Here is a 26,300-nt window from a genome sequence, read left to right as displayed (position 1 = left end):
CAGAGCATATGACCGATAAGCTCTGGCCTTGATTAGCAGGGCTTATAGTAAGCCGTACTGCTTTAACTTTTTGCGTAAAGTGCCGCGGTTTAAACCTAACAATTGTGATGTTTTGGTTTGGTTGTTGCGGGTGTACTTCATTACTTCTTCTAATAATGGGGCTTCAACTTCTGACAGTACCATGTCGTATACGTCGGTAACGTCTTGGCCATCTAGATGTGAAAAATAATTATTTAAAGCAATGGCTACGCTGTCGCGTAACGTTTGAGCCTGCGCAACAGGTGCGTGGGTCAAGTGTTGCTTTTGTTGATCTATGCTTGAGACTGCCTCGGCCGCAGGTGCTGGAGTAATGTTGCCGAAAGTTGAGTCACTTGGGTTCATGCTGCTTTTTCCTTTGTGTTCAACGACACTATCAAATCGCTACTTAGCAAGTCAGTAATAGCCAGACGCTGGTCATGGGCGCTGTCTAACTGATTGAAGAGCTTTTTGAAACTGCCGTTATTGGTGTGTTCTTTTAAGTACCAGCCCACATGTTTGCGGGCTATTTTAACTCCCATAAATTCGCCGTAAAAGGCGTATAGCGCGTCCATATGTTGTAGTAGAGTTAGTCGCACTTGCTGCTGGTTGGGAGCGGCTACTATAACATCGTTGCACAAATATTGATCTATCTGATGACAAATCCACGGCCTTCCTTGGGCTGCGCGGCCTACCATAACGGCATCTGCGCCGGTGTGTGCTATGACTTGCTTGGCCTTGGCGGGCGTATCTATGTCGCCATTAGCAATAATCGGTATATTTACCGCCGCTTTAATAGCCGCGATGGTGTCGTACTCGGCTTCGCCGTTAAAGGCGCAGGCGCGGGTGCGGCCGTGCACGGCTAGGGCCGCAATGCCGTGATCTTCGGCTATGCGGGCGATACTGACGCCATTGCGTTGTTCTGGCGACCAGCCTGTGCGTATTTTTAGGGTCACCGGTATATCTACGGCGGCGACCACGGCCTGTAAAATCTCACTAACCAGGGCCTCGTCTTTCATCAATGCCGAGCCCGCGGCTTTTTTGCAGACTTTTTTAGCGGGGCAGCCCATATTGATGTCTATGATCTGGGCGCCCATGGCGGCATTGAGTTTGGCTGCCTGTGCCATCATGGCGGCATCGCCACCGGCTATTTGTATTGAACGTAACCCTTGCTCGCCTTCGTGGTTGAGCCGATGTTGTGATTTGCGGCTATGCCATAGCGAGCTATCACTGGTAACCATCTCGGACACGGCCAAACCCACGCCATACTGCTTACACATTTGGCGAAAGGGTCTGTCGGTTACGCCAGCCATAGGGGCTAACACAACGCGGCTGTCCAATTGATAGTGGCCGATTTGCAACATGGGTTTAGGGGCTGTTCCGAGCTAGTGTTGCGGCGCTGTATTGTGGCGTTGTTAGGGGCCAGAGTCGCGTCGCGCTAATCATTTGCGGCCGGTTAGGGCCTGCCAAAAAGAGGGCGCTATGATAATGCTAAGCAGCGTGAGGTTAAAGCTTTATAGTGCAACTTTTATACAATTTTTTTGCGGTAATTTGCCCAATAGTATGGTATTGGGCGGAGGGCTTATTGCGGTAAAAAGCGTAATTGGTAGTTCACCGCAGCCGAGCCGGGGTCGATAATCGCCAAAGAGATGTGTATGGGTTGCTTGGCGGGCATGCGGGTGCTGCCGGTAAGCTCGCCGGCGAGGTAGTCGCTGGGGGTAAAGCGGCGGCCGGCAATAATCTGGCCGTCTATGTCGGTAAACTGTAGCTCTAACAGGGGGAAGGGTTGCTGAAAGTTGGCCAAGTTGGTCATCATGGCGTCTACCACTAAGGCGTTTTCAGCGCTGGGATGACTGCGTACCATCAGATTGCTGGAGCGTATTAGTCCTATGTCATACAGCGTGGGTAGTTTGCATCCGCTGAGCTGGCACAGGGATTTAAACAAGGGTCGGTATTGGCTGTCGCGTGACAGGCTGTCAAAGTTGTAGTGTATATATTGTGCGGGTAAGCCCAGTGCGGCCAGCAGTATGGCCGCTCGCCATAGCCAGCGGTAACCACTTTTGCTGGTAGTGCCGCCAGCCATTTCTACTGGCTCGGGCTCTATGTTGGATAGTAAGGGCTTGTTGTAGGCATTGGCTGTGCCTATGCGGTCACCGGCGTTAAAGTCATGCTCGGAGGCTAAAACTTGTTGGCTGATGGCGCTGTGTTCGCCAGTGAGTGACTGCGAGTGTAGGTCGTAGTCGTTTTCTGGCGCCTCATTAAGCAGGGCTACTAGATCGGGATCTAGTTCTGGGCCATCCACTGATGCGATGCTTTCTTCTAGCATATCGGGGTGTAGGTCAAAGGCGGGCTTGGGTTCTGGGGCGGGCTCGTTTTCAGCCTCTTCTAGTAGTTTTTCGGCCCAGTCGTCGCCATCGTCTTCGTCTTCATCGCCATCATTTAGATCTTTAAAAACCGCGGAGGGGCTGGACTCCCAGCTATCCATGTCGAGAAAGCTGTCACTGAGGTTGGTCTCTAGGTCAAAAGTTTGTTCGCTAAAAAGCTCGTCATCGTTGGTTTCCAGCAGGTTTTGTTGGCTGGTGTCGTCAAAGATAAGTTCGTCGCCGTCATCCTCTTCTTTAGCTTCGGCTGCTTCAGCTAGGTTTTCTGCCTCGTCGTCATCGGCGAAGAGTTGGTCTGTGTCTAGGTCGTCGCCAATTAAAAAATCATCATCGTCGTCTAGGTCGTCAAAGCTATCGTCGGGTGAGGGTGGTGGTTCCTGTGGGCTGTGTTGGTAGCTTGCAGCTAGCGGGGCGCTGGTTTCGCCCAGCCAATGATCAGGGGCATTAAAAATATGTAAGCAGGAGCCACAGCGCACGGCGCCGTTGGCAATGTCGAGTTGGGCGTCAGTCACTCGAAACGAGGTCTGACATTTAGGGCATTGTGTAACCCTACTGGACATATGGGCTTCCTTACTATGGCTTGGCTAGGGGGGCTGGTTGGCCAGCACCTTGGGTTTACGGCTGTTATTGTAGCCAATAACAGCCGTAGGATTATGGTTAATAACTGCCAATAAGTGTATCTGTTTTTTCAGAAAAAACGAGGACTTATGCTGTGTTTGTGAAGTGAATCCAAGCTTATGTGGCTTTGCGTTTGCCGCTTAGTCGCATCCAGCCTTCTTGGTTGACGGCCGGTTGCATGACGAACCATTGCTGGTAGTGCTGGCTGAGGTCCTCGGCTTGTACATCCAATAAGCCCGACAGCACGATGTCGCCACCGGCTAGGCAGTGTTGGCTGAGGGTTGCCGCCAGTTCGGTTAAGGGGCCGGCTAAGATATTGGCTAGTACTATGTCGGCTTTGATATTGGGGGTGTCTTCGGGTAAGTAAGTGCTTATGCGCTTGGGTTTGATGTGGTTGTTCTGGGCATTGTCCAGGGTGGCGATCAAGGCCTGCGGATCGTTATCCACAGCGATGACTTTTTTAGCGCCTAGTAATAGGGCAGCTATGCCTAATATGCCAGAGCCGCAGCCGTAATCTATAATCACCTTGTCTTTGACGTCGGCGCTATCTAGCCATTCTAGGCACAGGGCGGTGGTGGGGTGGGTGCCGGTGCCAAAGGCTAGTCCTGGGTCTAGCATAATATTGGTGGCTTCGGGCTCAGGGGGTTCTAGCCAGCTGGGGCATATCCACAGGTTTTCGCCAAAGCGCATGGGGTGGTAGGTATCCATCCAGGCGCGTTCCCAGTCTTTGTCTTCCAGAATTTCCCAGCGGTAAGGCGGTAGCGAGTTACCCAGCGCGGCGGTGGCAATCAGTGTGGCTTGGGTGGTGTCGGTGTCGGCGCTAAATAGCCCGGTGACTTTGATGTTATCCCACAATGGGGTCTCGCCTACGCCGGGCTCTAGTATAGGTTGGTCGGCATCGTCTTCCATAGTGACCGAGGCGGCACCGGCTGCCAGTATAGCGTCTTCTATCTTTTCGGCCTGTGAGCGTTGGCACTGTACGCGAATTTGTAGCCAAGACATGAGCGTTCCTTAATACGGTGGGTTCGCCGCTCTTTGCAAAGCTGGCGCCATGAGTGAAACGAGTGCTTTGGGTCGCCATGCGACCGTGGCATACCGTTCATCCTGAACATAAAAAACGCCTCAATAGAGGCGTTTTTAAACAAGAGCTGGTCGTTAGAGGCCTAGCTTCTTCTCTAAATAGTGGATATTAACACCACCTTTGATAAAGGCCGAGTCCCGCACTAAATCTTGTTGCAAGGCAATGTTGGTACGTATGCCTTCAATCACCATTTCATCCAGCGCGCTGCGCATGCGAGCAAGGGCTGCTTCCCTATCTTCCCCCCAGGTAATCACCTTGGCGATCATAGAGTCATAGGTGGGGGGGACTGTGTAGCCAGAGTACAAGTGTGAGTCTACTCTTACGCCTAGGCCGCCAGGTGGGTGGTACATGGTGACGGTGCCAGGGCAGGGCATAAAGGTTTTCGGGTCTTCAGCGTTGATGCGGCATTCAAAGGAGTGGCCGCGTAGGGGCACATCCGCTTGCTTAATAGCTAAAGGGATGCCTGCGCAAACTTTGATTTGCTCTTTGATTAAGTCTATGCCGGTAATCATTTCTGATACGGGGTGCTCAACCTGTATGCGGGTGTTCATTTCTATAAAGTAGAAGCGGCCATCTTCATATAAAAACTCGAAGGTGCCGGCGCCGCGATATTTAATGTCTATACAGGCTTTGATACAAGCTGCATAAGTGGCTTGTCTGGCCTCTTCATTAATGCCGGGGGCGGGAGCTTCTTCTAGCACTTTTTGATGGCGACGCTGTAAAGAGCAGTCGCGATCATATAAGTGTATGGCGTTGCCTTGGCCGTCAGAGAGTATTTGTACTTCTACGTGGCGAGGGTTTTGTAAAAACTTCTCCATGTAAACCGTGGCGTCGCCAAAGGCCGCGCCAGCTTCTGAGCGGGTTACGTGTATGGAATTCATTAAAGCGGCTTCGGTATGCACTACGCGCATACCGCGGCCACCACCACCGGCGGCAGCTTTAATGATAATGGGGTAGCCGATGTCACGGGCTATGGCCATGCAGCGCTCGCTGTCGTCCTGGGGTAGAGGACCGTTAGAGCCTGGCACGGTGGGTACACCGGCTTTTTGCATGGCTTTGATAGCGGCGACTTTATCGCCCATCTCGCGTATGACATCGGGATCTGGACCGATAAAAGTGAAGCCACTTTTTTGAACTTGTTCGGCAAAATCAGCGTTTTCAGCTAAAAACCCATAGCCGGGGTGTATGGCGTTGGCGTCAGTGACTTCGGCGGCGCTGATGATAGCCGGTATGTTTAAGTAGCTTAATGCCGACGGTGCCGGGCCTATGCAGACAGACTCATCGGCTAGGCGTACGTGTTTTAAATCTTTGTCGGCCTGTGAGTGTACAGCGACGGTTTTAATACCCATCTCTTTACAGGCGCGCAATATGCGTAGCGCAATTTCGCCGCGGTTGGCGATGACTATTTTTTCAAACATGGGATGTACCTAATTTAGTTGAAGCGGTTGCATGGTGGCTAGACGATGGTAACCAGCGGTTGATCAAACTCAACGGGCTGACCGTCTTCAACCAGAACGGCTTCAATAATACCGGCCTTATCGGCTTCGATTTGGTTCATCATCTTCATTGCTTCGATAATGCATATGACATCGCCCACTTTCACTGACTTACCTACTTCCACAAAGTTAGGTGAGCCGGGTGAGGCGGCGGCGTAAAACGTGCCTACCATAGGTGATTTTACCAAGTGGCCTGCGGGTGCTGGCGCGGCGGCGGGTTCAGCGATGGGGGCTGCCGCTACGGGTGCCGGGGCAACTGGGGCTGGCATGGGGGCGTGAGCGTACGCCATAGGTGCAGACGCGGCGCCATTGCGGCTGATACGTACCGACTCTTCGCCTTCTTTTATTTCTATTTCATCGATATTGGATTCTTCTAATAATTCGATCAGTTTCTTAACTTTGCGTATATCCATGGGGGGCTCTCTATTCGCTGTGTTGTTAGTGTGGAGGGCTTAAGGTGACGTGAGCGTTACAGTTTGCTCAGTGCCGCCTGGAAGGCCAGTAAATAGCTATGTGTGCCTAGGCCGCAAATCACGCCCTCGGCTATATCTGAAAAATACGAGTGATGCCTAAAAGCCTCACGCTTATAAATATTGGAGAGATGTACTTCAATAAACGGGATATCCACAGCCAGTAAAGCGTCGCGCAGGGCTACGCTGGTATGGGTGAAGGCGCCGGGGTTAAAAATAATGAAGTTAATCCCTTCTTGCTTGGCGGTATGTATGCGATCAATGAGTTCGTATTCGGCATTGCTCTGCATGGCTAGCAGGTGATGGCCGCTAGCCAGTGCCGCATCCGTGAGTTCGCGGTTGATGTCGTCTAGCGTGGCTGAGCCATAAACCTCGGGCTCGCGGCTGCCTAGCAGATTAAGATTGGGGCCGTGTAAAACTAATAGTGATGCCATACGGTTCTCGATATTTTTCTCTGTGCTTGCTGAGCGGGTCTGGGCCGGCTTTGGGCAAGCGGGGCTTAAATGTTAAGAGTGCTTAAATTTAAGACAGTGGGGATTCTGCCTTAAAAGAATAATGTAGTCCAACATTTGTTAACTTCAATGCATTTAGCGACAATTTTGCAGATTTTAACTGCAAGATCGACTATTTTTGGCCTTTTGGCCTTATTTTTTCTGGACACGTTCGCGGCAAATGTCGTCACAATAACGGGTCATTAATGGGATATCAGGCTATTTCGCGAACTTTGTTGCTATAATCTAGAAAAGTGACGCTAACTTGCAGGAACTTTTGTTTTTTTCGTGTATTGGTTAGTTTTTGTTACTAAATTGGGCGATTTTTTCCAGTAGCATCGACTTGCTCAATATTTGCGGCAGAACAATGGCCGAGCTATCAGCCGTGGCTGGGTACAGCAAATACAGCGGTATCCCCGTGCGGCCGTGCTGTTGTAGCAGTGCGCTGATGGCGGGGTCGTGGTTGGTCCAGTCGCCTTTGAGGTAGCGCACCTTATGGGCGAGAAAGCCTGCTTTTACTTCGTCGGTGTCTAGGGTGATCTTCTCGTTGGCTAGGCAGGTAATGCACCAGTCGGCGGTGAGGTTGACGAAAATCAGCTGCTGTTGTTGGCGCAGTGTGCTCAGCAGCTCGGGGCTGTAAGCTTGCCACGCTTTATCGCTGGTTTGTTCGCTGCTGGGGGTTAGTAGCGGATTGCTAATTAACCATAGGGCGGTGGCCAAGCAGGCTAGGCTCAGTGTTTTGCGTAGCCAGTGCTGTTGCCATAGCCACAAAGCTAGGGCGATAAGTAGGCAGCCGATTAAAATCAGCAGCATGCCATTAACGCCGGTTTGTTTGCCTATTACCCAGCATAGCCACAGGGTAGTCGCATATAGTGGGAAGGCTAAAAACTGCTTTAGCTGTTCCATCCAAGGGCCGGGTTTGGGTAGTTTGTTAAGCAGCCGTGGGCTGTGGGCCATAATGAGTACCGGCAGTGCCATGCCTAGGCCTAGGGCGGCAAACACCAGTAGAGCCGTTGCGGCATCTTGGGTGATGGCGTAACCCAGTGCGGTGCCCATAAAAGGGGCGGTGCAGGGGCTGGCGACCACGGTGGCCAGTACGCCGGTAAAAAAGCTGCCGCTATAACCTTGCTTAGCCGCCAGTTTGTTGCCTAGGCCCATCCAGCTTTGGCCCAGCTCTATGGCGCCCGAAAGGCTTAGGCCCATGACAAAAAATAGATAGGCCAGGGCGGCGACAAACCAGGGACTTTGTAATTGAAAGCCCCAGCCTATGGCCTGGCCGGCGGCTTGCAGGCCAATTAATGTAGCGGCGACAGCGACGAAGCTGACCACCACCCCGACGCTGTAGCTAATGCCGTGCAGAGAGTGATTGTGATCTTTATCTTGGGTAAAGCTCAAAATTTTCAAGCTCAGCACCGGAAAGACGCAGGGCATTAAGTTCAAAATGGCGCCGCCCATTATGGCTAGCAGCAAGGCGTAAAGCAGCGAGCTGGGTGCAGGATTATTACCGTCGGCAACGTTGTTGTTGCTGGTGGCACTGTTAGCGGCGCTGCTGATATCTGCCGCAATTATTTCAGTCAGGCTTTGTTGGTCGGCATTAATGGCAAACAGTTGTTTGCGCGGTGGGTAGCATAGGCCGGCATCGGCGCAACCTTGGCTGGTGACGGTGAGTTGGTACTCGCCCGTTTTGGGTATATCGGTAAGTGTGACCGCGCTGCTATGGTAGTACACCTCTACGTCACCAAAATACTCGTCCTGTTTGGCTAGGCCAGCCTCTATATCGGCTTTAATGGGGAGTGTGTTTTGGCTGCCCTCTTTAGTTAACGGGCTTGCGTTTAAGGTGAATGTAAAGCTGTGCTTATAAAGGTAGTAGTTGGGCGCAATTTGCCAGTGTAGCTCCAAGCTGTGATCTTGATTAAAAAAGCCACTGAGCTGGTAGGCTTCTTCTACCGGTAGGAAGGTGGGAGCTTCATCGAATTGGCTAAAGCACTGGCTGATTAAGCCGAAAAGACTAAGGCTAAAGGCAAAGAAAAGTTTAAAAAGCATGAAACACCCGCTGCGCTGTTTTATGATGGTGGCTTACCCGTTATGGTGACAAGCCTTATCTATTAAGGGTTTATTGTATAGTAATTTTTATTGAGGCAGGCTATCGTGCTCAAAGTTTCACCCCGGCAGGCCAAAAACAGTGCGCTAGTCGTACTTATGCTTGCTCAGCTGTTAGTCGTGGCGGCTGGATTTCCAAACAAGGCAGTCGCGCAATCCTCAGCCACCAGCGCATTACCTGAGTCGGACCAGCGACGCTTGCGCTACTATTTATTGCAGGGCCAGCAGGCCGTAGCTGCCCAGCGTTTATTATGGCCTAAGGATGATAACGCCTATCAGTGGTTTCAGCAGGCGTTGGCTTTAGATAGTCAGCACCCGCAAGCGCATCAAGGTATGCGGCAAATTGGCCAGGCTTATGTGGCCTTGGCGCAAGAGGCTTATATAGAAGGGGATAGGGCGAAGGCGGAGTTAATGCTGGAGCGGGCGCAGCAGGTGTCGGTATCGCCGGCAGAGGCGGCAGCGATTAAGCAGCGTTACCCTGCCCCTAAGGCGGCGAAGAATGAATTTACCCTGTCGCCGCATGATCTATCGCAACAAAATACCCAGGTGAAGGCGCAGCTAACGGAATTGGCCTTACGCGCAAAAAAACTGTCTTCGCGCTTATTGATTGTAGCTAGGTCCGATAGGGAAGGGCGCTGGATTTATAAACACATGCGCGAGTCGGTAGCCGGTTACCGCTTGCGGGGCAATATTCAGTTGGGCAGCGTGCCTAAAATTGTGCTGATTGATATGACGTTATCGGCGGCGGCTGATGGTTAAACTATGGAATGTAATATGCGCATAATAATGAGTGCCTGCCTGTGTTTGTTGACGACTTGGGCGCAGGCGGAATTAATCATAGAGCAAGGCTATGTGCGCGGTTTGCCTCCCGGCCAGCCTAATACCGCAGCGTTTATGACCTTACACAATACCGGTAGGTTGCCGCTAACCATTGTAGCGATTAGCTCAGAAGCCGCCGATAAAGTAGAGCTACATACCAGTCGCCAGCACAACGGCATGGTGCACATGGAGCAACTAGAACGTTTGCCTATAGCCGCGGCAGAGCGTGTACAACTGCAGCCCGGTGGCCATCATCTAATGTTATTAGGTTTGCGCCGGCCGTTGCCTGAGGGCGAGTCTGTGGCCTTGCGCTTTAGTCTCAGTGACGGCACGCAAGCTACCGCCACACTCAGTGTGCGCAGTGTGCTCAATGAGCCGGAACAAACGCATCAGCATCACCATTAAGTTAGGGTAAATTATGAATTGGCAGGGTGTTAAAGAGTATTATCAAGAACAAAAAGAGCGGGCGCTGGAGGGTATGGGCGAAGGCCTGTGGCGTTTTGCGCCGCTACTGTTGGCGCTTTATTTATTGGCTGCGCTAGTGATGGGCTTTTTTTGGTCATCAGAGCCTGAGGGTTTACCTAGCCAGAGAGCGGCCAGTGCCGTAGTGGGTACGGCCACTACCGAAAGTTTAATTCGTGTTGCTGATACCTTGCTGTCTAAGCCCGGTGGCTTTATTTCTAATGACATTCTGCCGCCTGGTGTATGGTTGGATAATATTCCCAACTGGGAATATGGGGTGTTGATACAGGTGCGCGATTTAGCCAAGGCTATGCGTGAAAGTTTCAGTCGTTCGCAAACCCAGTCGACTGAAAATAGGTCTTTGGCTAAGGCTGAGCCCAGTTTGAATTTCTCCAATAATAGTTGGGCGGTGCCCGCTTCGGAATCCGAGTATCGCAACGGCATCAAACAGTTAGAAAAATATTTGGCCAGTTTACAAAGCCAAAGTCAGTCCGCGGCAAAGTTTTATGCCCGCACTGATAACTTGAATTATTGGCTGCAAACCGTAGAGTCACGTTTGGGTAGTTTGTCGCAGCGCTTAAGTGCCAGTGTCGGCAAGCGCCGGTTAAATACCGATTTGGCGGGTTCCACAGATGCTAAGCAATATCTCGTTGGCCCAGAAGAGATGGAAATTAAAACCCCTTGGCTAAAAATTGATGATGTGTTTTACGAGGCGCGTGGTACCAGCTGGGCATTAATTCAATTTTTAAAAGCGGTAGAAATAGATTTTGCTGATGTGTTAGCGAAGAAGAATGCACGAGTGAGCTTGCAGCAAATTATACGCGAGCTAGAGAGTACCCAAGACGCTGTGTATAGCCCCATGATATTAAATGGTGATGGCTTTGGTTTATTAGCCAACCACTCCTTGGTAATGGCCTCGTATATTTCACGGGCCAATGCTTCTATTATTGAATTGCGTGAATTATTAACCAACGGTTAAAAGGTATAACAATGTTAAGTGTAAAAAAATTACTACTAGTCATCGCTGCAGCCGCTATGGCAGCTTGTGCTTATAGCCCACAACAAGTAATGATACAGCCTGAGCTAGAGGTGGCTGATGATATTTATGGCCAGGGTCGCATTGTGGCAGTGTTGGCTGAAGATCAGCGTAGCAATAAAGCTATAGGTAGTCGTGGTGGTGCTTACCCCGGTACTAGTTTAATTACCCCGGCTAATGATGTTGGCGAAGCGATGGTAAAGGCGGCGAAAGCGGGTTTGCGCCAGCAAGGTTTTTCGGTGGATAGTGATCAGCCGCCAGCGGCCACAGTTAAGGTTATCGTTGATACGCTAACGTATGAAAACGATAAAGATACTGTGACTGCAAAAGTGAATTTATTAGCGGTGTTACGTGTTGAAATTAACGTAGCTGAAAAAAACCATAGCGGTGTTTATAAAAGCGCGATTAGCCAACAGTTAGTGATTAAGCCTACCGCGGCGACTAATGAAAAATTAATTAATAAGGTGTTGTCGCAAACGTTGCAACGTGCCTTGAATGACCCTAAAGTGAAGGCGTTTTTGAGTAACAGCTAACAGTCGCTAGTTGGAAGTCGCTAGTCGCTAGTCGCTAGATGGTTTGTTTTTAAGTTAAAAGTTTTTACTCGGTAATGGCGCAAGGCTATTACTTCATGATGGCGGCGCTGTCCTGCAGGGGGGGGAGGGCTGCCTTCACTCTCGCCTAAGCCAGTCTTCCCCTGCGGGGAAAGCAAGGCGGTCTCAGGCGTTCCCTCAGCGCTCATCTTTTATATTCCGCAATAACCTTGCGCCATTACCTGCCTATCGCAGTGGCGTCACAGTGCATATTCTTTGTGTGAAAATAAAACACGCACGATGCTAGAGGGGTGGGTCGGATGCTGTCGCGGAATATAAAAGGGCTGGCCGTGGTAGCGGATGAGACAGCGCAGCGGTTTAAGGCTCAGTAGCGGACGCGGGCGTCTTTTTAGGTAAAGGGGGGGAGGGGCCAGACCATGTAGCGGCAGTATCCGGCTCGGCCCTCGGTGTTAGTAAACCATTGTATTGGCCCAAGTCGTCCCTCGTCGTTAAAAACCGAAAACAAGAGGTTATCTGTTGGTCTGGGTATGGTTTTTTAACCCGGTAATGGCCCAAGGTCATTGCTGCATGATGGCGGCCCTCCGGGCTGCCTTCACTCTCGCCTGAGCCCGGCACCCCTGCGGGGAAAGCTGCCGGTCTCATTCGTTCCTTCAGCGCTCATCTTTTATATTCCGCAATAACCTTGCGTCATTACCTGCCTATCGCAGTGACATCACGGTGCATATTCTTTGTGTGAAAATAAAACACGCACGATGCTAGAGGGGTGGGTCGGATGCTGTCGCGGAATATAAAAGGGCTGGCCGTGGTAGCGGATGAGACAGCGCAGCGCCTTAAGGCTCAGTAGCGGACGCGGGCGTTTTTTAGGTAAAGGGGGGAGGGGCCAGACCATGTAGCGGCGGTATCCGGCTCAGTCATCGATGCAAGTAAACTGTAAAGTTCAAACCAAATTTCTTAGGCAATAAAAAAGCCCTTACCTAAGTAAGAGCTTGATCATCGTTAAGCTATCCAGTTTGTTGCTGCAGTTTTTGACGATTATATTATAAACGCTTGCCCTGTTTCACTTTGGCGTTTTTAAATAGGTCGGCCAAGGTGCTGTTGCTGGGGGCTTGCTGTTGTTTTTGTTGCTGCTGGCGCTGGGCTTTCACGTTGGCGCCGCTGCGATCTTGCTGGCTACCTCTATCGGCGCGGTTATCTTCACCGGCCTTGTCGGTTAGGCGCATGCTCATGGCTATGCGTTTGCGCTGTACGTCCACTTCCATCACTTTTACTTTAACTATGTCGCCGGCTTTCACCACTTCGCGCGGGTCTTTAATAAAGGTGTCAGACAGTGCCGAAATATGCACTAGGCCATCTTGGTGTACGCCTACATCCACAAAGGCGCCAAAGTTGGTGACGTTGGTGATGGTGCCTTCCAAAATCATATCGGGCTTGAGGTCAGAGATTTTTTCTATGCCGGCTTTGAGTTCGGCGGTTTTAAATTCAGGGCGCGGGTCGCGACCGGGCTTAGCTAACTCGCTGATAATATCGGTGACTGTGGGTAGGCCAAATGTTTCGTCGGTAAATTGGCTTGGATCTAGGCTTTTTAAGAATTGGTTGTCACCCATAATGTTTTTAACGGGCATATTATGTTGCGACACAATTTTTTCAACCACGCTGTATGACTCGGGGTGTACCGCTGAGGCATCTAGTGGGTTGTCGCCGTTCATAATACGTAAAAACCCGGCGGCTTGTTCAAAGGCCTTGTCACCAAAGCCTTTAATATTTTTTAAATCTTCCCGCTTGGTAAACGCGCCGTGGGCGTCGCGGTAATCAACTATTTTATTGGCCTGGCTACTGCTTAAGCCGGATACTCTGCTTAGCAGTGGGCTGGAGGCGGTGTTAATATCTACCCCTACCGCGTTTACACAATCTTCTATTACCACGTCCAGTGAGCGGGCCAGTTGGGTTTGTGAAACATCGTGTTGGTATTGGCCTACACCTATGGCTTTAGGCTCGATTTTTACCAATTCGGCTAGAGGGTCTTGTAGGCGTCTAGCAATAGAAATGGCGCCGCGTATGGTCACGTCTAGGTCGGGGAATTCTTTAGAGGCAAATTCAGAGGCGGAATAAATGGAGGCACCCGCTTCATTGACGATGACTTTTTTCAGGCCCAAATCGGGGCGCGCTTTAATAATATCACCGACAAAGGCATCGGTTTCGCGGCTGGCGGTGCCGTTGCCTATGGCGATTAATTCCACGTTGTACTTTTCGGCAAATTTAATCAGCACGGCGGCGGATGCGGCAATTTTATTTTGTGGCGGGGTGGGGTAGATGGCGGTGTGGTCTAGCACTTTGCCGGTGGCGTCGACTACGGCCACCTTAACGCCGGTGCGCAGGCCAGGGTCTAGGCCTATAGTGGCTTTAGCGCCAGCCGGTGCTGCCAGTAATAAGTCTTTTAGGTTGTTGGCAAATACTTTGATGGCCTCTTCTTCGGCACTCTCACGAACCTGCCCCATTAAATCGGTTTCTAAATGGGTGTAGAGCTTAATGCGCCACGTCCAGCGCACCACTTCGCGCAGCCATTTGTCGGCGGCGCGATCGTGATCTTCTATGGTCCAGTGTTTGGCGACCATGACTTCACAGGGGTGGGTGGCGGTTTTTGCATTAGCGGCCTCTTTAGGGTCGCCCACCACGATGTTTAAATTCAGCATGCCTTCATTGCGGCCGCGGAACATAGCTAGGGCGCGATGCGAGGGTACTTGTTTGATGGGCTCGTCGTGCTCAAAGTAATCGCGGAATTTCTCGCCTTCCTGCTCCTTACCTTCGTTCATGCGGCTGCTCATGGTGCCGAATTCCCACAGGTAGCTACGCAATTGGCTGATGAGGTTGGCGTCTTCGCTGAAGCGTTCCATTAATATGTACTTGGCGCCATCTAAAGCGGATTTAATATCGGCTACGCCTTTATCGGCGTCTATATAGTTAGCGGCTTCCACTTCGGGAGCTAGGGTGGGATTGGCTAGCAGTGCCTCGGCTAGCGGCTCTAGGCCCGACTCTATGGCGATTTGGCCTTTGGTGCGGCGCTTCTTTTTATAGGGTAGGTATAAATCTTCTAAGCGGTTTTTGGTGTCGGCAGCATGAATGTCGCTGGCTAACTCAGGGCTGAGCTTGCCCTGTTCCTCTATGCTTTTCAATATGGCTGCGCGCCGGTCTTCCATTTCGCGCAGGTAGCGCAGGCGCTCTTCCAGGTTACGCATTTGGCTATCATCTAGGCCTCCGGTAACTTCTTTACGGTAACGGGAGATAAAAGGCACCGTGGCACCTTCATCTAACAGGCCTACGGCGGCGCTAACTTGCTGGGGCTGTATGGATAGTTCTGCAGAGATACGTTGAAAAATACTGCTCATGAGGATACTGACGCTCTGTTATTAGGCATGGAGAATAAAGGCGCATTATGCAGAATTCATAGGGCGCTGGGCAGCTTGTTGCGGTAAAAAAAAAGTGCTAGGGGGAAGGGGCAGCTATAAGTGGCAAGCTGCAAGCTTCAAGCTTCAAGAGGGTTGGCTTATAGCTTGAGGCTTGCTGCTTGTAGCTGCTGACAAGGTCAGCTTATTCCGTAATCTTGTCGTGATAATGCGCCAAGTCTATGCCAAATGAGCCGTTGGAGAGTAGGTGCCTAATGGTAATGACCTCGCCGTTATCGTCTTTGGGGTTTTGGCTTAGGTCTAGCTGGCGCTTGGGGCAGGGTTGCTTGTCGCTGTCGCGTATCACTAATACGCGTGGTTTGTCATTGTTGGCTTGAGGTGTGGGCATGACCAAGGCGGCTTCGCCAGTGCTGAGTTCAGCTACGCTGCCGGCGGGGTATATGCCCAGAGTGGCGATAAATTTGTTGACTAAGTTGGCATCAAAATGACTGCCCTGTGCGCCTAATAATATGCGCAGGCCCTCTAGGGCGGTTTTGGCGGGGCTGTATATGCGTTTGCTGGTAATGGCATCGTAGGCGTCGGCGATAGCGACGATGCGGCTGAAATAGGAGATTTTATCGCCGTGCAGCTGCCGTGGGTAGCCGCGGCCGTTGAGGCGCTCGTGATGGCTGTGGGCAACCTCGGCGGCAATTTCCGGTATGTCATGTTTGCTCATTAACATGTCATGGCCATGGCTGGTGTGTTTTTTGAGTAGGGCAAATTCGGTGTCGCTAAGTGCGCCCTCTTTATTTAATACATCCAGTGGCACCTTGGCCTTGCCTATATCGTGCAGCATGCCGCACAGCCCCAATATTTCTAAATCGGCAGGTGATAAGCCTTCGGCCCTGCCTAGGGTAATGGCGTATACGGCGACATTGAGGCTGTGCTCGGCGGTGTATTCATCCACCTCTTTTAATAGCCCCAGCCAAATCATGGCCTCTTGGTTGGCAATAACCGCAGCCACACATTGCTGCACCGCTTTTTTGGCGACGGTGGCGTCAAAGCTGCGGCCCGCGCGCATATTTTTAAAAAACCCTTTAATAATACTTTTGGCTTGCCGGTGCGCGCTTTTGGCTTGGGGCAGGGCGTGTTCAAAGGTGAGGGTGTTACGGTATTTATGGCGTACCAGCTGCTTGCCTACCGGATCTATAGGCCTAGGCTTTTTATTGACCACATAAACGTAGCGACACAGCGCTTGCAGTTGGCTGAGCTCGCGTTGGGTTTTGATTTTAAAACCGTGTACGGTAAAGGGCGACTCTAGCCAAGGCCGGTCTAGCTCCACGACGCTCATGCCCATTTGTAAATCGCGTACATTTAAGCGTTGTATTTGGCTGGGTCTAACAGACAATCTGTATCTCCGTAGGTGCAAGGGGGTGAATTATGTATCGGCAAGCAGCGGTAAATCTTTGCTTTTAAAACTATTAGGCTATAATAGCTCGCGCTGCGGCTGGTACCAACTGTTACTTGCTCAGCACTACACCCTGGGGGTGGCCTTTTTTGATCACGAGTTAAAAGTTGGCCTGAGACGTTTACGAACCCCTTGAACCTGATCCGGTTAATACCGGCGTAGGGATGGGAAGTAAGCAGTGGCTATGGCCATTGTTTGCACACGTTACCCTTCTGCACGTCCGTTTCCGGGTCTCTTATGTTTTTTTAGAGACCAATTATGAAAACTCTTTGTAAATCTTTATTGGCGCTGTCTATCAGTGCTACCGCTCACGCTAATACGTCAATAGAAACCGTGGTTGTTAGCTCGGATTTTCGCGACACCACTCTGCAACAAGCGCCTGTAAGCGCCAGTGTTTTTTCGGCAGAGCTTATACAGCAGCGCCATGCTCAGCACTTAGAACAATTGTTGGCTATGGCTCCCAATGTTAATTTTGCTAGCGGTAGCTCGCGTGCGCGTTATTTTCAAATACGTGGTATCGGTGAGCGCTCGCAATTTATCGAGCCTATCAATCCATCGGTGGGCGTTATTATCGACGGTGTCGATTTTACGGGTATAGGTACTGTCGGCACCCTGTTTGATGTTGAGCAGGTAGAAATTTTGCGCGGCCCACAGGGTACACGCTATGGCGCTAATGCCTTGGCTGGCATGATTGCTATTCAGTCGCAAGCTCCCAGTGAAACATTAAACGGCTACATAGAAGCAACCGTGGCGGAGTACGATACTTACTCACTAGGTGCTGCCGTTGGTGGCCCTATCAGCGATGAGCTGTTATATCGTGTGGCGGTGCAACAACATCAATCCGATGGTTACATGGATAATGTGTATTTAAATAAAAAAGACACTAATAATTTTGATGAGTTAACCGCCAGAGCCAAGTTGCGTTGGATAGCCAGTAGTGATCTCAGTATAGATGTGAGCTTGTTCAGGGCCGATATCGATAATGGCTACGATGTATTTACCTTTGATAATTCTCGCAACAGTATTGCCGATCAGCCTGGTCACGATAAGCAGGAAACTAACGCTATCGCTATCAATGCTGACTGGGTTATTTCTAGCGCGTTAAAGTCAGAAATTATCGCTAGTTATTCAAACAGCGATATAGAATATGGCTATGACGAAGACTGGAGCTATGTAGGTTTATGTGATGGCACGCCCTGCGCTGGCTGGGAATACTCCTCATTTGATAATTACCTGCGTGATCGTGACTCGGGTAGCCTAGAGTTTCGTTTATTGTCTGGCGAGACCGGCAAAATTTTTAATAACAGTACCGAGTGGTTGCTAGGGGTTTATGTACGAGATCAAAGTGAAACGCTGGATAGAGCTTACACCTATTTAAGCAGTAACTTTACCAGCGACTTTGATACCACTAGCCAGGCTATTTTTGCAGAAACAGCTACAGCGCTAACACAACAGTTAACGTTAACTGTCGGTTTGCGTGTTGAAGATTGGCAGGCTGAGTATAAAGATGTCTATGCTTTAGATATTGATAGTGATGAAACCTTATATGGCGGTAGGGTGGTTATGGATTATGCCTATAGTGATAACGCCATGGTTTACGCCAGCATAGCCAGAGGTTATAAGGCGGGTGGTGTGAATACTGATGGCACGCTAACCGCCCAAGATAGAGATTTTGATACCGAGTATCAATGGGCTTATGAGCTGGGTGCCAAGCACTCGTTATTGAATAATCGTTTGCAAACTCGGCTGGCCTTATTTTACACCGAGCGTAAAGACCAACAAGTCAAAGCCTCATTTTCAGCGCCTCGCAACGATGGCAGCACAGAGTTTACCGACTTTATAGCGAATGCCGGTGAGGGTAATAACTACGGATTGGAGTTCGAGGCGGTTTACCAGGCTACAGAGCAGTTACAGTTATCAACGGCGCTGGGCTGGTTGGAAACGAATATTGAGGACGATACTTTGTCTGTTTCTGGGCGAGATCAGGCCCATGCGCCTAACTACCAGTATTCAGTGGCGGCTCAGTATGAGATCACTAATGCGTTAAGTATTCGAGTTGAAGCCGAGGGTAAAGATGCCTTTTATTTTTCTGATAGCCATAATGCCCGTTCAGGTAATTACGATTTGATTAATGCCAGGCTTAACTACGCTGTAGATAGTTGGAGTCTTTCGTTGTGGGCGCGTAATTTAACCGATGAAGATTACGCTGTTCGCGGCTTTAGTGGCTTTGGTAACGATCCGCAAAATTTCTATGCTAGCGATACCTATACGCAATTAAGCGAACCCAGAATAATAGGCGTTTCTGGTCGCTATAACTTTTAATCACTGATTACTTTATTTTTTAAATAGATGCCGGCTTTAGGCCGGCATGACTCACTACTAAGGTACATGTCCATGATGCTTACAGCAGAAATTAGTCTTTACCCCAACAACGAAAATTTTATTCCTCCCATCGATAGTTTTATCGCCCGCCTCAATCAACACGGTGACGTGCAGGTGCAAACCTTTCCCACTGCGACCATAGTGATGGGCGAGTACGACAGAGTGATGGATATTTTAAAGGTCGTTATGAAGGCCCACCGTGAGGAGTTTGGCATGGGGGTGTTTGTCGCTAAATTTATTCCTGGCTATGAGGCCTTGTAATGGACTTTAGTGATGCAATATTAGCTGCCTGGCAGGCTATGTCGCTATGGGAGTTGGCGGGGGTGTTGCTGGGCGTGGCCTATTTGTTGTTGGCGATGAAAGAAAAAATCAGTTGTTGGTATGCCGCTCTAGGCAGCACGGCGATTTACACCGTGCTGTTTTGGGATGTTAGCCTGCTGATGGATTCGGCACTGCAAGTCTATTATATGGCCATGGCAGTATATGGTTGGTATCAGTGGCAGCGCAAAACGGGAAGCGGTAAGGCTGAGTTACCTATCAGTTGCTGGAGCTGGCAAACCCATAGTGCGGTGATTGCTAGCACGGTGTGGTTATCTGTTATGTCGGGTTGGTTATTGCAAGAGAATACCGATGCGGCCTGGCCTTTCTTAGACTCTTTTACCACCTGGGGTGCCGTCGTTACCACCTATATGGTGGCAAAAAAAGTATTGGAAAACTGGTTGTATTGGATAGTCATAGACAGTGTCGCTGCCTATTTATATGTGGATAGGGGTCTCTACCTTACCGCTTTATTAATGGCAATCTATGTGGTGATAGTGGTAATAGGTTATGTACAATGGCGGGCCATATACCGCGATGAGCAAGACCTGTGCCCAGCAACTGCATAAATCATCTATTACAACAATACCGCAACTGGGGTTTGGCTACATCGGCTAAGCCGCAGTTGCTGCGTCAGTTAGAGGGCGGTTTAACCAATCAATCCTTTCTGCTGGAGCTAGCTGGCCAGCGCTATGTATTGAGGTTGTTCTCGGCGCAAACTCAACAGCTCAATATTAATCGTGAGGCAGAATATACCATTGCCTGCCTAGCGGCTCAGCACGGGCTATCGCCAGCACCGGTTTATTTATGCCCCGATAAAAATTATTCTATAACGCACTATGTGGAAGCGGATTTATTTTACTATTCGACAAAGTCTCGAGCCGATAAATTACAGCAATTAGCGCAGAACTTACAAACGTTGCACGCTATTTCTGTAACTGGAGATCTGCCCAGCTTGATTGTTGCCGATAAGGCCGAGCGCTATTGGCAGTCGGCAGAGCAGTTAGCGGTATCTAATGACTTGCTAAGCCATCAGCAGTGCTTGCAAGACTACTTTAGACAATTACCCTCAATAACGGTGCCAGTGCTTTGCCATAATGATTTGGTGGCAGAGAATGTACTATTGAGCGACAGCGGCCTGCATTTAATTGATTGGGAGTATTCAGCTTTAGGTGATCCCTATTTTGACTTGGCAACGGTAATACTTAACCAGCAGCTTAGCCAGCAAGATGAGCAGTGGTTTCTCCATAGTTATAGTGGCAACATTAACGAACAGAAGTTACAGCAAGCAAAGCAACAGGTTCGTTATATGGAATGGCTGTGGTGGTTGTTACAAAAACAAGCCAAACAAGAGTTTGTAAATACATTATTACAAAAATTAATGTCGTCCATAGAGTTCGCTGGCTAGCATATACTAGCCGTTTGCAGATTATAAATATGGCCTCTATCGTGTGTTTATAAAGACGCGTTTATAAATTACGTTTTAATTGGCCTTGGCGGCTAGGAGTAGGTAATGGGTTCATGTTGCGAAAATAGCTGCGTAGCCGAAGGCTTACTGGCGCAGCAGCGCGGCACTTTAGTCAAAGTGTTGTGGATAAACGCCTTAATGTTTGTCGCTATAGTCGCTGCTGCATTTTATGGCCAGTCTACGGCTTTGCTGTCCGACAGCTTAGATAGCTTTGGTGATGCTCTCACTTACGGCATTAGTCTTTATGTGATTAGCCGTGGCACCAAGGCCAAGGCGAAAGCGGCTTTGTTTAAAGGGGGGTTAATTTTTCTCGCGGCCTGTTTTGTGCTGGCCCAAGTGGTGTATAAAACCTTTAACCCGGTACTGCCCTCTTATGAGGTGATGGGTTTATTTAGTGTGGCCGGTTTACTGGCTAATGGTTTCTGCCTGTTCTTACTGTGGCGGCACCGTCATGAAGATATCAATATGAGCTCGGTATTTGAATGCTCGCGCAATGACATAGCCTCTAATTTATCAGTGCTGTTTGCAGCAGCGGCGGTGTGGTTTTTTGATTCCGGTTATCCTGATAGCATAATCGCAGTTTTATTGGCGTTGATGTTACTCAAGTCGGCTTACCGGGTGATTAGTGGTGCATTGCTAGCGTTAAAGCTAGAAAAGTAGTGTTTTAAAGCGATATAGCCAATGTCAAACTTAGCGCGTTGTTTATTAGAGTGAGGTAATTAAAGATTATCCACAGCCTTAAGTTTTCCTTAAGGCTGCTAGCCCATACTGGTACTACATTTACTATCAGTGTTGGGTGATATGATTTATGCATGAAACATATGTAGGCCGTTCTATTGCTTTAGTCTGGGTAGTGTCTTTTCTATTTATTGTAAGTTATGCCGTAGGGGCAGTGAGTGGCTTAGGCCCGATGCTGTACATGTTAGTTGCTGCCTGTTGGCAGGCGGTGGTTTTTATACTGCCGTTATTGTTACTGCGGTATGCTTATATGCGCTACCGATCTGTAAGTATAGCCTATATGCTTCATGTGACAGCGCTGTTAATAATCATGCTGTTAATTTCAAATTATAAGTTACATGCCATGTATAATTTTTACATAGGTGGCTTTGTGATTAACTTATTAACCACCCCTGGCGGTATAGATGCGCTAGGGTTGTCGGCATCTTTTTATCGATCAGCATGCTTACTGTTTGTTTTCTTAATGGTTTTTTATATCGTTGCTGTGCGATTTTTACCTGTGGAGAGGCTTAAGTCAATACTTTCTAGGAAGGGCTTGTTAGCCGTTATGGTGACGGCTATTTTTGCCGTTGAAGCGTCAGTTTATGCTTGGGCGGCATTTGCTTCTGGCGCTGAATATTTGGCGGTTGCTTCACGTGTTGCTTGGCATATTCCGGTGACTTCTAGGCATTTGTTAGAGCGTTTAGGCTTTAGCCGACGCAACGATCAGCTAGGGGTAAAAGCCGATTATGCTGGCAGTGTTGATTATCCAGGCTTGGTGGCAGAAGAGTTAGGGCCGGTTAAAAACCCTATGAATATCGTGTGGTTAACTGCTGAGTCTTTACGTTCCGATATGCTGGATAGCCGGGTTATGCCCAATACTTATGCTTTTGCTGCACATAATAGCAATTTCATTTCACATTATAGCGGCGGTAATGGCACGCGTTTAGGCATGTTTAGCCAGTTTTATGGTTTGTATGGCTCTTATTGGTTTGATATTTTGCATGGGCGACAATCACCCTTATTATTGGATGTGTTGATCAATAATAACTATCGCTTAAAAGCATTTACCAGTGCGCGGTTTACTTACCCCGAGTTTGATAAAACGATATTTACGCGCTTTAAGCCCGAGCAATTACAAGAGCATTATAGCCCTGGCTTTGGTTGGCAGCGGGATAAGAAAAATACCACAGATCTGATTCACTATATCAAGCAGTCGAATGCCAAAAATAAGCCATTTTTTGCCTTTATGTTTTTTGAGTCAGCTCATGCCAATTATTATTTCCCCGATCAAGATATTGTCGAAAAAGATTATCTCGATGATTTTGATTATTTATCGGTGAATATCGCCAAGAATATCACGCAAATAAAAAACCGTTATATTAATTCTAGCCATTATTTAGATAGTCGTTTGGGGCTGGTATTCGATGCCTTAAAAGAGCAGGGTTTATATGAGACTACTATAGTGATTGTTACCGGCGATCATGGTGAAGAGTTTATGGAGAAGGGGCGCTGGGGGCATAACTCTACTTTTGTGCAAGAGCAAATACGAGTCCCCATGGTTATACATATGCCTGGGAAAGCAGCGCAAGTAGTTGATTACATGACTAGCCATTTAGATGTGCCTGCAACCTTGTTAACGGCTTTAGGCTATGAGCAGCCAGCGAGTACCTATAGTTTTGGTCAGAATTTGTTTGCTGACGACTATCAGCGTGATTATACCGTGGTGGGCGATTGGCACGGCAATGCGTTAATAACACCCCATGCCAAATTTATTTTATCTTTAAAAAGTTCGCTTAATAGCACTACGCTATCAACCTTAAATGATGGGCCTCTAGAGGGTAGTGGTTTAACGGCCAATGATAAGCGTTTGTTAACCGATTTTGTTGCTGAGCTGCCGAGATTTTATAAGGGCTCAAAAGAGCATGAAAATAGTGCCGATCAATTGTCGCAGTTTAATCGTTCGGTTAACAAAATAGCCCTGTCAACCCAATAGCCCGGCTGATTAATATCCTCGAATTGTTGTGGGATGCGTTAAGGTTAATTATTTTATAGACTTAATACTCCCTTAAGGTTGATACCTTATTCTAAGCCCAAGTCATACTATTATGGGATTTGGGCTATGAATACCAACGTTACCCTGCAGCAACCCTCCTGTCATGACAGCTCCCGCAAGGCGGCCTTGTTACAGCGTTTATTAAGGCTGAGGCCTGAGCTGGCTCTAGTTTGTCAAAGTTCAAACAGTCGCCAGCAAGTAGAGGCGTATATCGCACAGCAATTTACTACGGTTTATGGCGCGACTATCAGCGAGTTTATGCCGCAGCTACTAACCCTATGTTGTGAAGATAATGTGAGCTCTGTAGTGGGTATACGTATAGCCGCTAGCCGCGAATTGTTTTTAGAGCAATATCTAGACCGGCCGATAGAGCAGCAGCTAGCCGAGACAATCAATAAAGGTGTTAGCCGCGGCACAGTGGCCGAAATTGGTAATTTAGCCGCCACACATAGAGGCTCCAGCCAGCTTATTTTTTTATATCTCACTTTGGTGTTAAGTCTAAGCCCTTTGCAGTGGGTGGTTTTTACGGCCACCAAACAAGTACAGACGATAATGGCGCGATGTGGTTTCGACTTACATATTATTGGCGCAGCGCAACCAGAGAAGCTCACTAACGGTGTTGCTGGTTGGGGTAGTTACTATGCCGGGCAGCCTAATATTGCCGCGGTAAATATACGCCAGGCCTTAGCTGCGATAGAGAGCAATGAACTATTAGCCAATTACTTTTATAGCTATCAATCGTCTATACAGGCTTGCGCTAAACAGTTAGTCGCGGATGATTTACCACCCCGTGTAGTCAGGAGTGCTCAGCATGCAAACTATACTGACGCTGCTTAATGCTAATGCGGTACTAAGCAGCACAACACGCTCGCTTAACAGCAAGCAGTTAAGCGACCAGTGTCATGCTTATGCTGCGCAGTTGCAGGCGCAAAATATTCAAGTGCTGGCCTTGTGTTGCGATAACAGCATAGCCTGGGTGCTGATGGATTTAGCCTGCCAACTCGCGGGTATCTGTATTATTCCACTGCCTACGTTTTTTTCGCAGTCTCAACTTAGCCATATAGTGCAGAGCAATAATATTGATGCCATAGCCTGTGAACGCAGTGATTTTTTTATGGCTGTATTATCTGCGTTGGCTATGCCTGCCAGCGTCAAACCACAAACCTATGGTGATTTGGCCTTAATCATATTAACCAATAGCCGTAAGCCGCCGGCGTTAATTCGTTACCCCAATAATACGGGTAAGGTGACGTTTACTTCTGGCTCTACCGGTAACCCTAAAGGGGTGTGTTTAAGCCATGAGCAATTAATGACTCAGGCTAAAGTGCTAAATCAGCGCACCGGACTCAGCCAGCACAAGCATCTTTGTGTCTTGCCGTTAAGCACGCTGTTAGAAAATGTGGCGGGGGTTTATACCACCTTATTGGCGGGTGGCGAACTTATAGTGCCCAGTTTAAAAGAGTTGGGCTTTGAAGGTAGTTCGTCCATCAATATTGAAAAGCTGTGCGGCCTTATTAGTCGCTATCAAGTGCATAGCTTGATTGTTACCCCACAGTTATTACAGTTGTTATTGCTGGCTGCTGAAAAAAATTGGCAACCGCCCAGCTCATTACAATTTGTTGCGGTAGGTGGGGGTAAAGTGGCGCAGCCTTTATTAAACAAAGCGCTAGCTTTGGGTATACCCGTTTTTGAGGGCTATGGCTTGTCGGAGTGTGCTTCGGTAGTTAGCTTAAATACGTCGCAGCAGCATCAGCCTGCCAGCGTCGGCCAGCCTTTGGCGCAGCTGCAGCTGAGTATAGAGCAGGGCGAGGTAGTGGTGGCAGGTAACTGTATGCTGGGCTATGCCAATGAGCCGACTAGTTGGTACCCCCAAAAAATATATACAGGTGATTTAGGCAGTATTGATGCAGAAGGTTTTTTACATATTCATGGTCGCAAAAAAAACCTATTAATATCTAGCTATGGTCGCAATATTAACCCTGAGTGGGTAGAGAGCGAATTGTTAGCTAACACCAGCATCGCCGAGTGTGTGGTGTTTGGCGATGCCCAGCCTTATTGCGTAGCCTTAATTACGCCGCGTATGGCAGCAACATCTGAGGCCGCCATTCAACAGTGTATTGATAAGCTTAATCAGCAGTTACCTGATTATGCGCGCCTGCAGGCATGGCAGTTATTACCGCAACCCTTATCCCATTGCCCGGATTTAATCACGGCAAATGGCCGCCCTAAACGCGACGCTATAGCCAATCATTATGCCGAGCTTATTGAATCCTTATACCAACCCGTTGTAGAGGACTGTGTCTTATGAACTTTTTTGAGAGCTTACAATTGCAAACCCAGGGTGAGCGCGAGCAACTATTACAGGCGCCCATAATCATGAACGCGTTAGCCGGCGGCATGAGTTTAGATGAGTACGTGGCATTTTTAACCCAAGCCTATCACCATGTAAAACATACCGTGCCCTTATTAATGGCAGTAGGTGCGCGCTTGCCGGAAAGCAAAGAGTGGTTGCGTAATGCGGTGGCTGAATATATAGAGGAGGAGCTGGGTCATCAAGAGTGGATACTCAATGATATAGCGGCCTGTGGTTATGACAAGGAAACCGCAAGAAATAGCCGGCCCAATATTGCCACCGAGCTGATGGTGAGTTATGCCTACGACAAAATTCAGCGGGTCAATCCGCTAGGCTTTTTTGGCATGGTACATGTGTTGGAGGGCACCAGTATTAGCACCGCCGATAACGCTGCCGATACGATACGCAACAATTTGTCACTGCCTAAAAAAGCTTTTTCCTATCTTTACTCCCACGGTTCTTTGGATATAGAGCATGTAAAGTTTTTTGAGGACTTAATGAACAAAATTACCTGCCCGCAAGAGCAGGAAGAAATTATTCACTCTGCAAAAGTATTCTACCAATTGTATGGCAATATTTTTCGCACGCTAACAGCGCAGCATGGTTTAGCATTAGCCGCCTAATATTTTAACCCGCTG

Annotated in this window: 23 protein-coding genes and 1 riboswitch; of the genes, 13 read left to right on the top strand and 10 right to left on the bottom strand. The window is 48.9% G+C overall.

Annotated elements, in window-relative coordinates:
- Positions 1–42: 42 nt before the first annotated feature.
- The 8 genes from fis to B067_RS0101105 all read right to left on the bottom strand — a co-directional run bounded on the left by fis (position 43) and on the right by B067_RS0101105 (position 8,595).
- Positions 43–381 carry a DNA-binding transcriptional regulator Fis gene (fis, locus tag B067_RS0101140; protein WP_019528207.1) on the bottom strand — a complete coding sequence of 113 codons (339 nt, stop codon included), beginning with the start codon at positions 379–381 and terminating at the stop codon, positions 43–45.
- Positions 378–1,379, bottom strand: a complete 1,002-nt coding sequence (dusB, locus tag B067_RS0101135; protein WP_019528206.1) for a tRNA dihydrouridine synthase DusB — start codon at positions 1,377–1,379, stop codon at positions 378–380. Before dusB ends, fis begins: the two co-directional genes overlap by 4 nt.
- 218 nt (positions 1,380–1,597) lie before the next feature.
- Positions 1,598–2,956, bottom strand: coding sequence for a DUF3426 domain-containing protein (locus tag B067_RS0101130; protein WP_083921333.1), 1,359 nt, complete (start codon positions 2,954–2,956; stop codon positions 1,598–1,600).
- 175 nt (positions 2,957–3,131) lie between these two features.
- Positions 3,132–4,016 (bottom strand): 50S ribosomal protein L11 methyltransferase, encoded by an 885-nt coding sequence (gene prmA / locus B067_RS0101125; RefSeq protein WP_019528204.1) that lies wholly within the window; start codon positions 4,014–4,016, stop codon positions 3,132–3,134.
- 153 nt (positions 4,017–4,169) lie between these two features.
- A complete protein-coding gene (gene accC, locus B067_RS0101120) occupies positions 4,170–5,513 on the bottom strand; it encodes an acetyl-CoA carboxylase biotin carboxylase subunit (RefSeq protein WP_019528203.1) in 1,344 nt (447 codons plus the stop codon).
- 38 nt (positions 5,514–5,551) lie between these two features.
- Positions 5,552–6,004: an acetyl-CoA carboxylase biotin carboxyl carrier protein gene (gene accB / locus B067_RS0101115; RefSeq protein WP_019528202.1), complete on the bottom strand. Its 453-nt coding sequence runs from the start codon at positions 6,002–6,004 to the stop codon at positions 5,552–5,554.
- Between the two features lie 56 nt (positions 6,005–6,060).
- Positions 6,061–6,495: a type II 3-dehydroquinate dehydratase gene (aroQ, locus tag B067_RS0101110; RefSeq protein ID WP_019528201.1), complete on the bottom strand. Its 435-nt coding sequence runs from the start codon at positions 6,493–6,495 to the stop codon at positions 6,061–6,063.
- A gap of 354 nt (positions 6,496–6,849) precedes the next feature.
- Positions 6,850–8,595: a protein-disulfide reductase DsbD family protein gene (locus B067_RS0101105; protein ID WP_019528200.1), complete on the bottom strand. Its 1,746-nt coding sequence runs from the start codon at positions 8,593–8,595 to the stop codon at positions 6,850–6,852.
- A 105-nt stretch (positions 8,596–8,700) separates the two neighbouring features.
- Between B067_RS0101105 and B067_RS0101100 the strand changes: the two genes are divergently transcribed.
- From B067_RS0101100 to B067_RS21105, 4 genes are all read left to right on the top strand, one after another.
- On the top strand, positions 8,701–9,411 hold the full coding sequence (locus B067_RS0101100) for a hypothetical protein (RefSeq protein WP_020700262.1): 711 nt from the start codon (positions 8,701–8,703) through the stop codon (positions 9,409–9,411).
- Between the two features lie 15 nt (positions 9,412–9,426).
- Positions 9,427–9,876: a copper chaperone PCu(A)C gene (locus B067_RS0101095; protein ID WP_026244330.1), complete on the top strand. Its 450-nt coding sequence runs from the start codon at positions 9,427–9,429 to the stop codon at positions 9,874–9,876.
- A 73-nt stretch (positions 9,877–9,949) separates the two neighbouring features.
- Positions 9,950–10,912 carry a DUF2333 family protein gene (locus B067_RS0101090; RefSeq protein WP_240472824.1) on the top strand — a complete coding sequence of 321 codons (963 nt, stop codon included), beginning with the start codon at positions 9,950–9,952 and terminating at the stop codon, positions 10,910–10,912.
- A gap of 11 nt (positions 10,913–10,923) precedes the next feature.
- Positions 10,924–11,502: a YajG family lipoprotein gene (locus tag B067_RS21105; protein ID WP_019528196.1), complete on the top strand. Its 579-nt coding sequence runs from the start codon at positions 10,924–10,926 to the stop codon at positions 11,500–11,502.
- A 1,055-nt stretch (positions 11,503–12,557) separates the two neighbouring features.
- Here B067_RS21105 and B067_RS0101080 read toward each other — a convergent pair.
- A complete protein-coding gene (locus B067_RS0101080) occupies positions 12,558–14,903 on the bottom strand; it encodes a Tex family protein (protein WP_019528195.1) in 2,346 nt (781 codons plus the stop codon).
- 202 nt (positions 14,904–15,105) lie between these two features.
- A complete protein-coding gene (locus B067_RS0101075; RefSeq protein WP_240472817.1) occupies positions 15,106–16,308 on the bottom strand; it encodes a cyclic di-GMP phosphodiesterase in 1,203 nt (400 codons plus the stop codon).
- Positions 16,309–16,433: 125 nt separating this feature from the next.
- A riboswitch (TPP riboswitch) is annotated at positions 16,434–16,550 on the top strand.
- Between the two features lie 76 nt (positions 16,551–16,626).
- Here B067_RS0101075 and B067_RS0101065 point away from each other — a divergent pair.
- The 9 genes from B067_RS0101065 to B067_RS0101025 all read left to right on the top strand — a co-directional run bounded on the left by B067_RS0101065 (position 16,627) and on the right by B067_RS0101025 (position 26,285).
- Positions 16,627–18,690: a TonB-dependent receptor gene (locus B067_RS0101065; protein WP_019528192.1), complete on the top strand. Its 2,064-nt coding sequence runs from the start codon at positions 16,627–16,629 to the stop codon at positions 18,688–18,690.
- A 72-nt stretch (positions 18,691–18,762) separates the two neighbouring features.
- Positions 18,763–19,011, top strand: coding sequence for a YkoF family thiamine/hydroxymethylpyrimidine-binding protein (locus B067_RS0101060; RefSeq protein ID WP_019528191.1), 249 nt, complete (start codon positions 18,763–18,765; stop codon positions 19,009–19,011).
- Positions 19,011–19,637, top strand: coding sequence for a nicotinamide riboside transporter PnuC (gene pnuC / locus B067_RS0101055; protein WP_019528190.1), 627 nt, complete (start codon positions 19,011–19,013; stop codon positions 19,635–19,637). The genes B067_RS0101060 and pnuC overlap by 1 nt, the downstream gene beginning before the upstream one ends.
- Positions 19,619–20,476 (top strand): choline/ethanolamine kinase family protein, encoded by an 858-nt coding sequence (locus B067_RS0101050; protein ID WP_019528189.1) that lies wholly within the window; start codon positions 19,619–19,621, stop codon positions 20,474–20,476. Before pnuC ends, B067_RS0101050 begins: the two co-directional genes overlap by 19 nt.
- A gap of 105 nt (positions 20,477–20,581) precedes the next feature.
- Entirely contained in the window at positions 20,582–21,196 is a 615-nt protein-coding gene (locus B067_RS0101045; RefSeq protein ID WP_019528188.1) for a cation efflux transmembrane domain-containing protein, read from the top strand.
- A 148-nt stretch (positions 21,197–21,344) separates the two neighbouring features.
- A complete protein-coding gene (locus B067_RS19305; RefSeq protein WP_019528187.1) occupies positions 21,345–23,249 on the top strand; it encodes a sulfatase-like hydrolase/transferase in 1,905 nt (634 codons plus the stop codon).
- A 126-nt stretch (positions 23,250–23,375) separates the two neighbouring features.
- Positions 23,376–24,146: a thermostable hemolysin gene (locus B067_RS21100; protein WP_019528186.1), complete on the top strand. Its 771-nt coding sequence runs from the start codon at positions 23,376–23,378 to the stop codon at positions 24,144–24,146.
- Positions 24,121–25,617 (top strand): AMP-binding protein, encoded by a 1,497-nt coding sequence (locus B067_RS0101030; RefSeq protein ID WP_019528185.1) that lies wholly within the window; start codon positions 24,121–24,123, stop codon positions 25,615–25,617. Before B067_RS21100 ends, B067_RS0101030 begins: the two co-directional genes overlap by 26 nt.
- Entirely contained in the window at positions 25,614–26,285 is a 672-nt protein-coding gene (locus tag B067_RS0101025) for an iron-containing redox enzyme family protein (RefSeq protein ID WP_019528184.1), read from the top strand. The genes B067_RS0101030 and B067_RS0101025 overlap by 4 nt, the downstream gene beginning before the upstream one ends.
- The last annotated feature ends 15 nt before the right edge of the window (positions 26,286–26,300 follow it).

Source organism: Dasania marina DSM 21967 (assembly GCF_000373485.1).
Classification (GTDB): Bacteria; Pseudomonadota; Gammaproteobacteria; order Pseudomonadales; family Dasaniaceae; genus Dasania; species Dasania marina.
Note: the sequence above shows the minus strand (reverse complement) of the source record. Positions and strands in the feature narration are given on the sequence as shown.

Coding starts and splice junctions, on each gene's coding strand:
- fis (WP_019528207.1), bottom strand. CDS start 381: ATGAACCCAAGTGACTCAACTTTCGGCAACATTACTCCAGCACCTGCG.
- dusB (WP_019528206.1), bottom strand. CDS start 1,379: ATGTTGCAAATCGGCCACTATCAATTGGACAGCCGCGTTGTGTTAGCC.
- B067_RS0101130 (WP_083921333.1), bottom strand. CDS start 2,956: ATGTCCAGTAGGGTTACACAATGCCCTAAATGTCAGACCTCGTTTCGA.
- prmA (WP_019528204.1), bottom strand. CDS start 4,016: ATGTCTTGGCTACAAATTCGCGTACAGTGCCAACGCTCACAGGCCGAA.
- accC (WP_019528203.1), bottom strand. CDS start 5,513: ATGTTTGAAAAAATAGTCATCGCCAACCGCGGCGAAATTGCGCTACGC.
- accB (WP_019528202.1), bottom strand. CDS start 6,004: ATGGATATACGCAAAGTTAAGAAACTGATCGAATTATTAGAAGAATCC.
- aroQ (WP_019528201.1), bottom strand. CDS start 6,495: ATGGCATCACTATTAGTTTTACACGGCCCCAATCTTAATCTGCTAGGC.
- B067_RS0101105 (WP_019528200.1), bottom strand. CDS start 8,595: ATGCTTTTTAAACTTTTCTTTGCCTTTAGCCTTAGTCTTTTCGGCTTA.
- B067_RS0101095 (WP_026244330.1), top strand. CDS start 9,427: ATGCGCATAATAATGAGTGCCTGCCTGTGTTTGTTGACGACTTGGGCG.
- B067_RS0101090 (WP_240472824.1), top strand. CDS start 9,950: ATGGGCGAAGGCCTGTGGCGTTTTGCGCCGCTACTGTTGGCGCTTTAT.
- B067_RS21105 (WP_019528196.1), top strand. CDS start 10,924: ATGTTAAGTGTAAAAAAATTACTACTAGTCATCGCTGCAGCCGCTATG.
- B067_RS0101080 (WP_019528195.1), bottom strand. CDS start 14,903: ATGAGCAGTATTTTTCAACGTATCTCTGCAGAACTATCCATACAGCCC.
- B067_RS0101065 (WP_019528192.1), top strand. CDS start 16,627: ATGAAAACTCTTTGTAAATCTTTATTGGCGCTGTCTATCAGTGCTACC.
- B067_RS0101060 (WP_019528191.1), top strand. CDS start 18,763: ATGATGCTTACAGCAGAAATTAGTCTTTACCCCAACAACGAAAATTTT.
- pnuC (WP_019528190.1), top strand. CDS start 19,011: ATGGACTTTAGTGATGCAATATTAGCTGCCTGGCAGGCTATGTCGCTA.
- B067_RS0101045 (WP_019528188.1), top strand. CDS start 20,582: ATGGGTTCATGTTGCGAAAATAGCTGCGTAGCCGAAGGCTTACTGGCG.
- B067_RS19305 (WP_019528187.1), top strand. CDS start 21,345: ATGCATGAAACATATGTAGGCCGTTCTATTGCTTTAGTCTGGGTAGTG.
- B067_RS21100 (WP_019528186.1), top strand. CDS start 23,376: ATGAATACCAACGTTACCCTGCAGCAACCCTCCTGTCATGACAGCTCC.
- B067_RS0101030 (WP_019528185.1), top strand. CDS start 24,121: ATGCAAACTATACTGACGCTGCTTAATGCTAATGCGGTACTAAGCAGC.
- B067_RS0101025 (WP_019528184.1), top strand. CDS start 25,614: ATGAACTTTTTTGAGAGCTTACAATTGCAAACCCAGGGTGAGCGCGAG.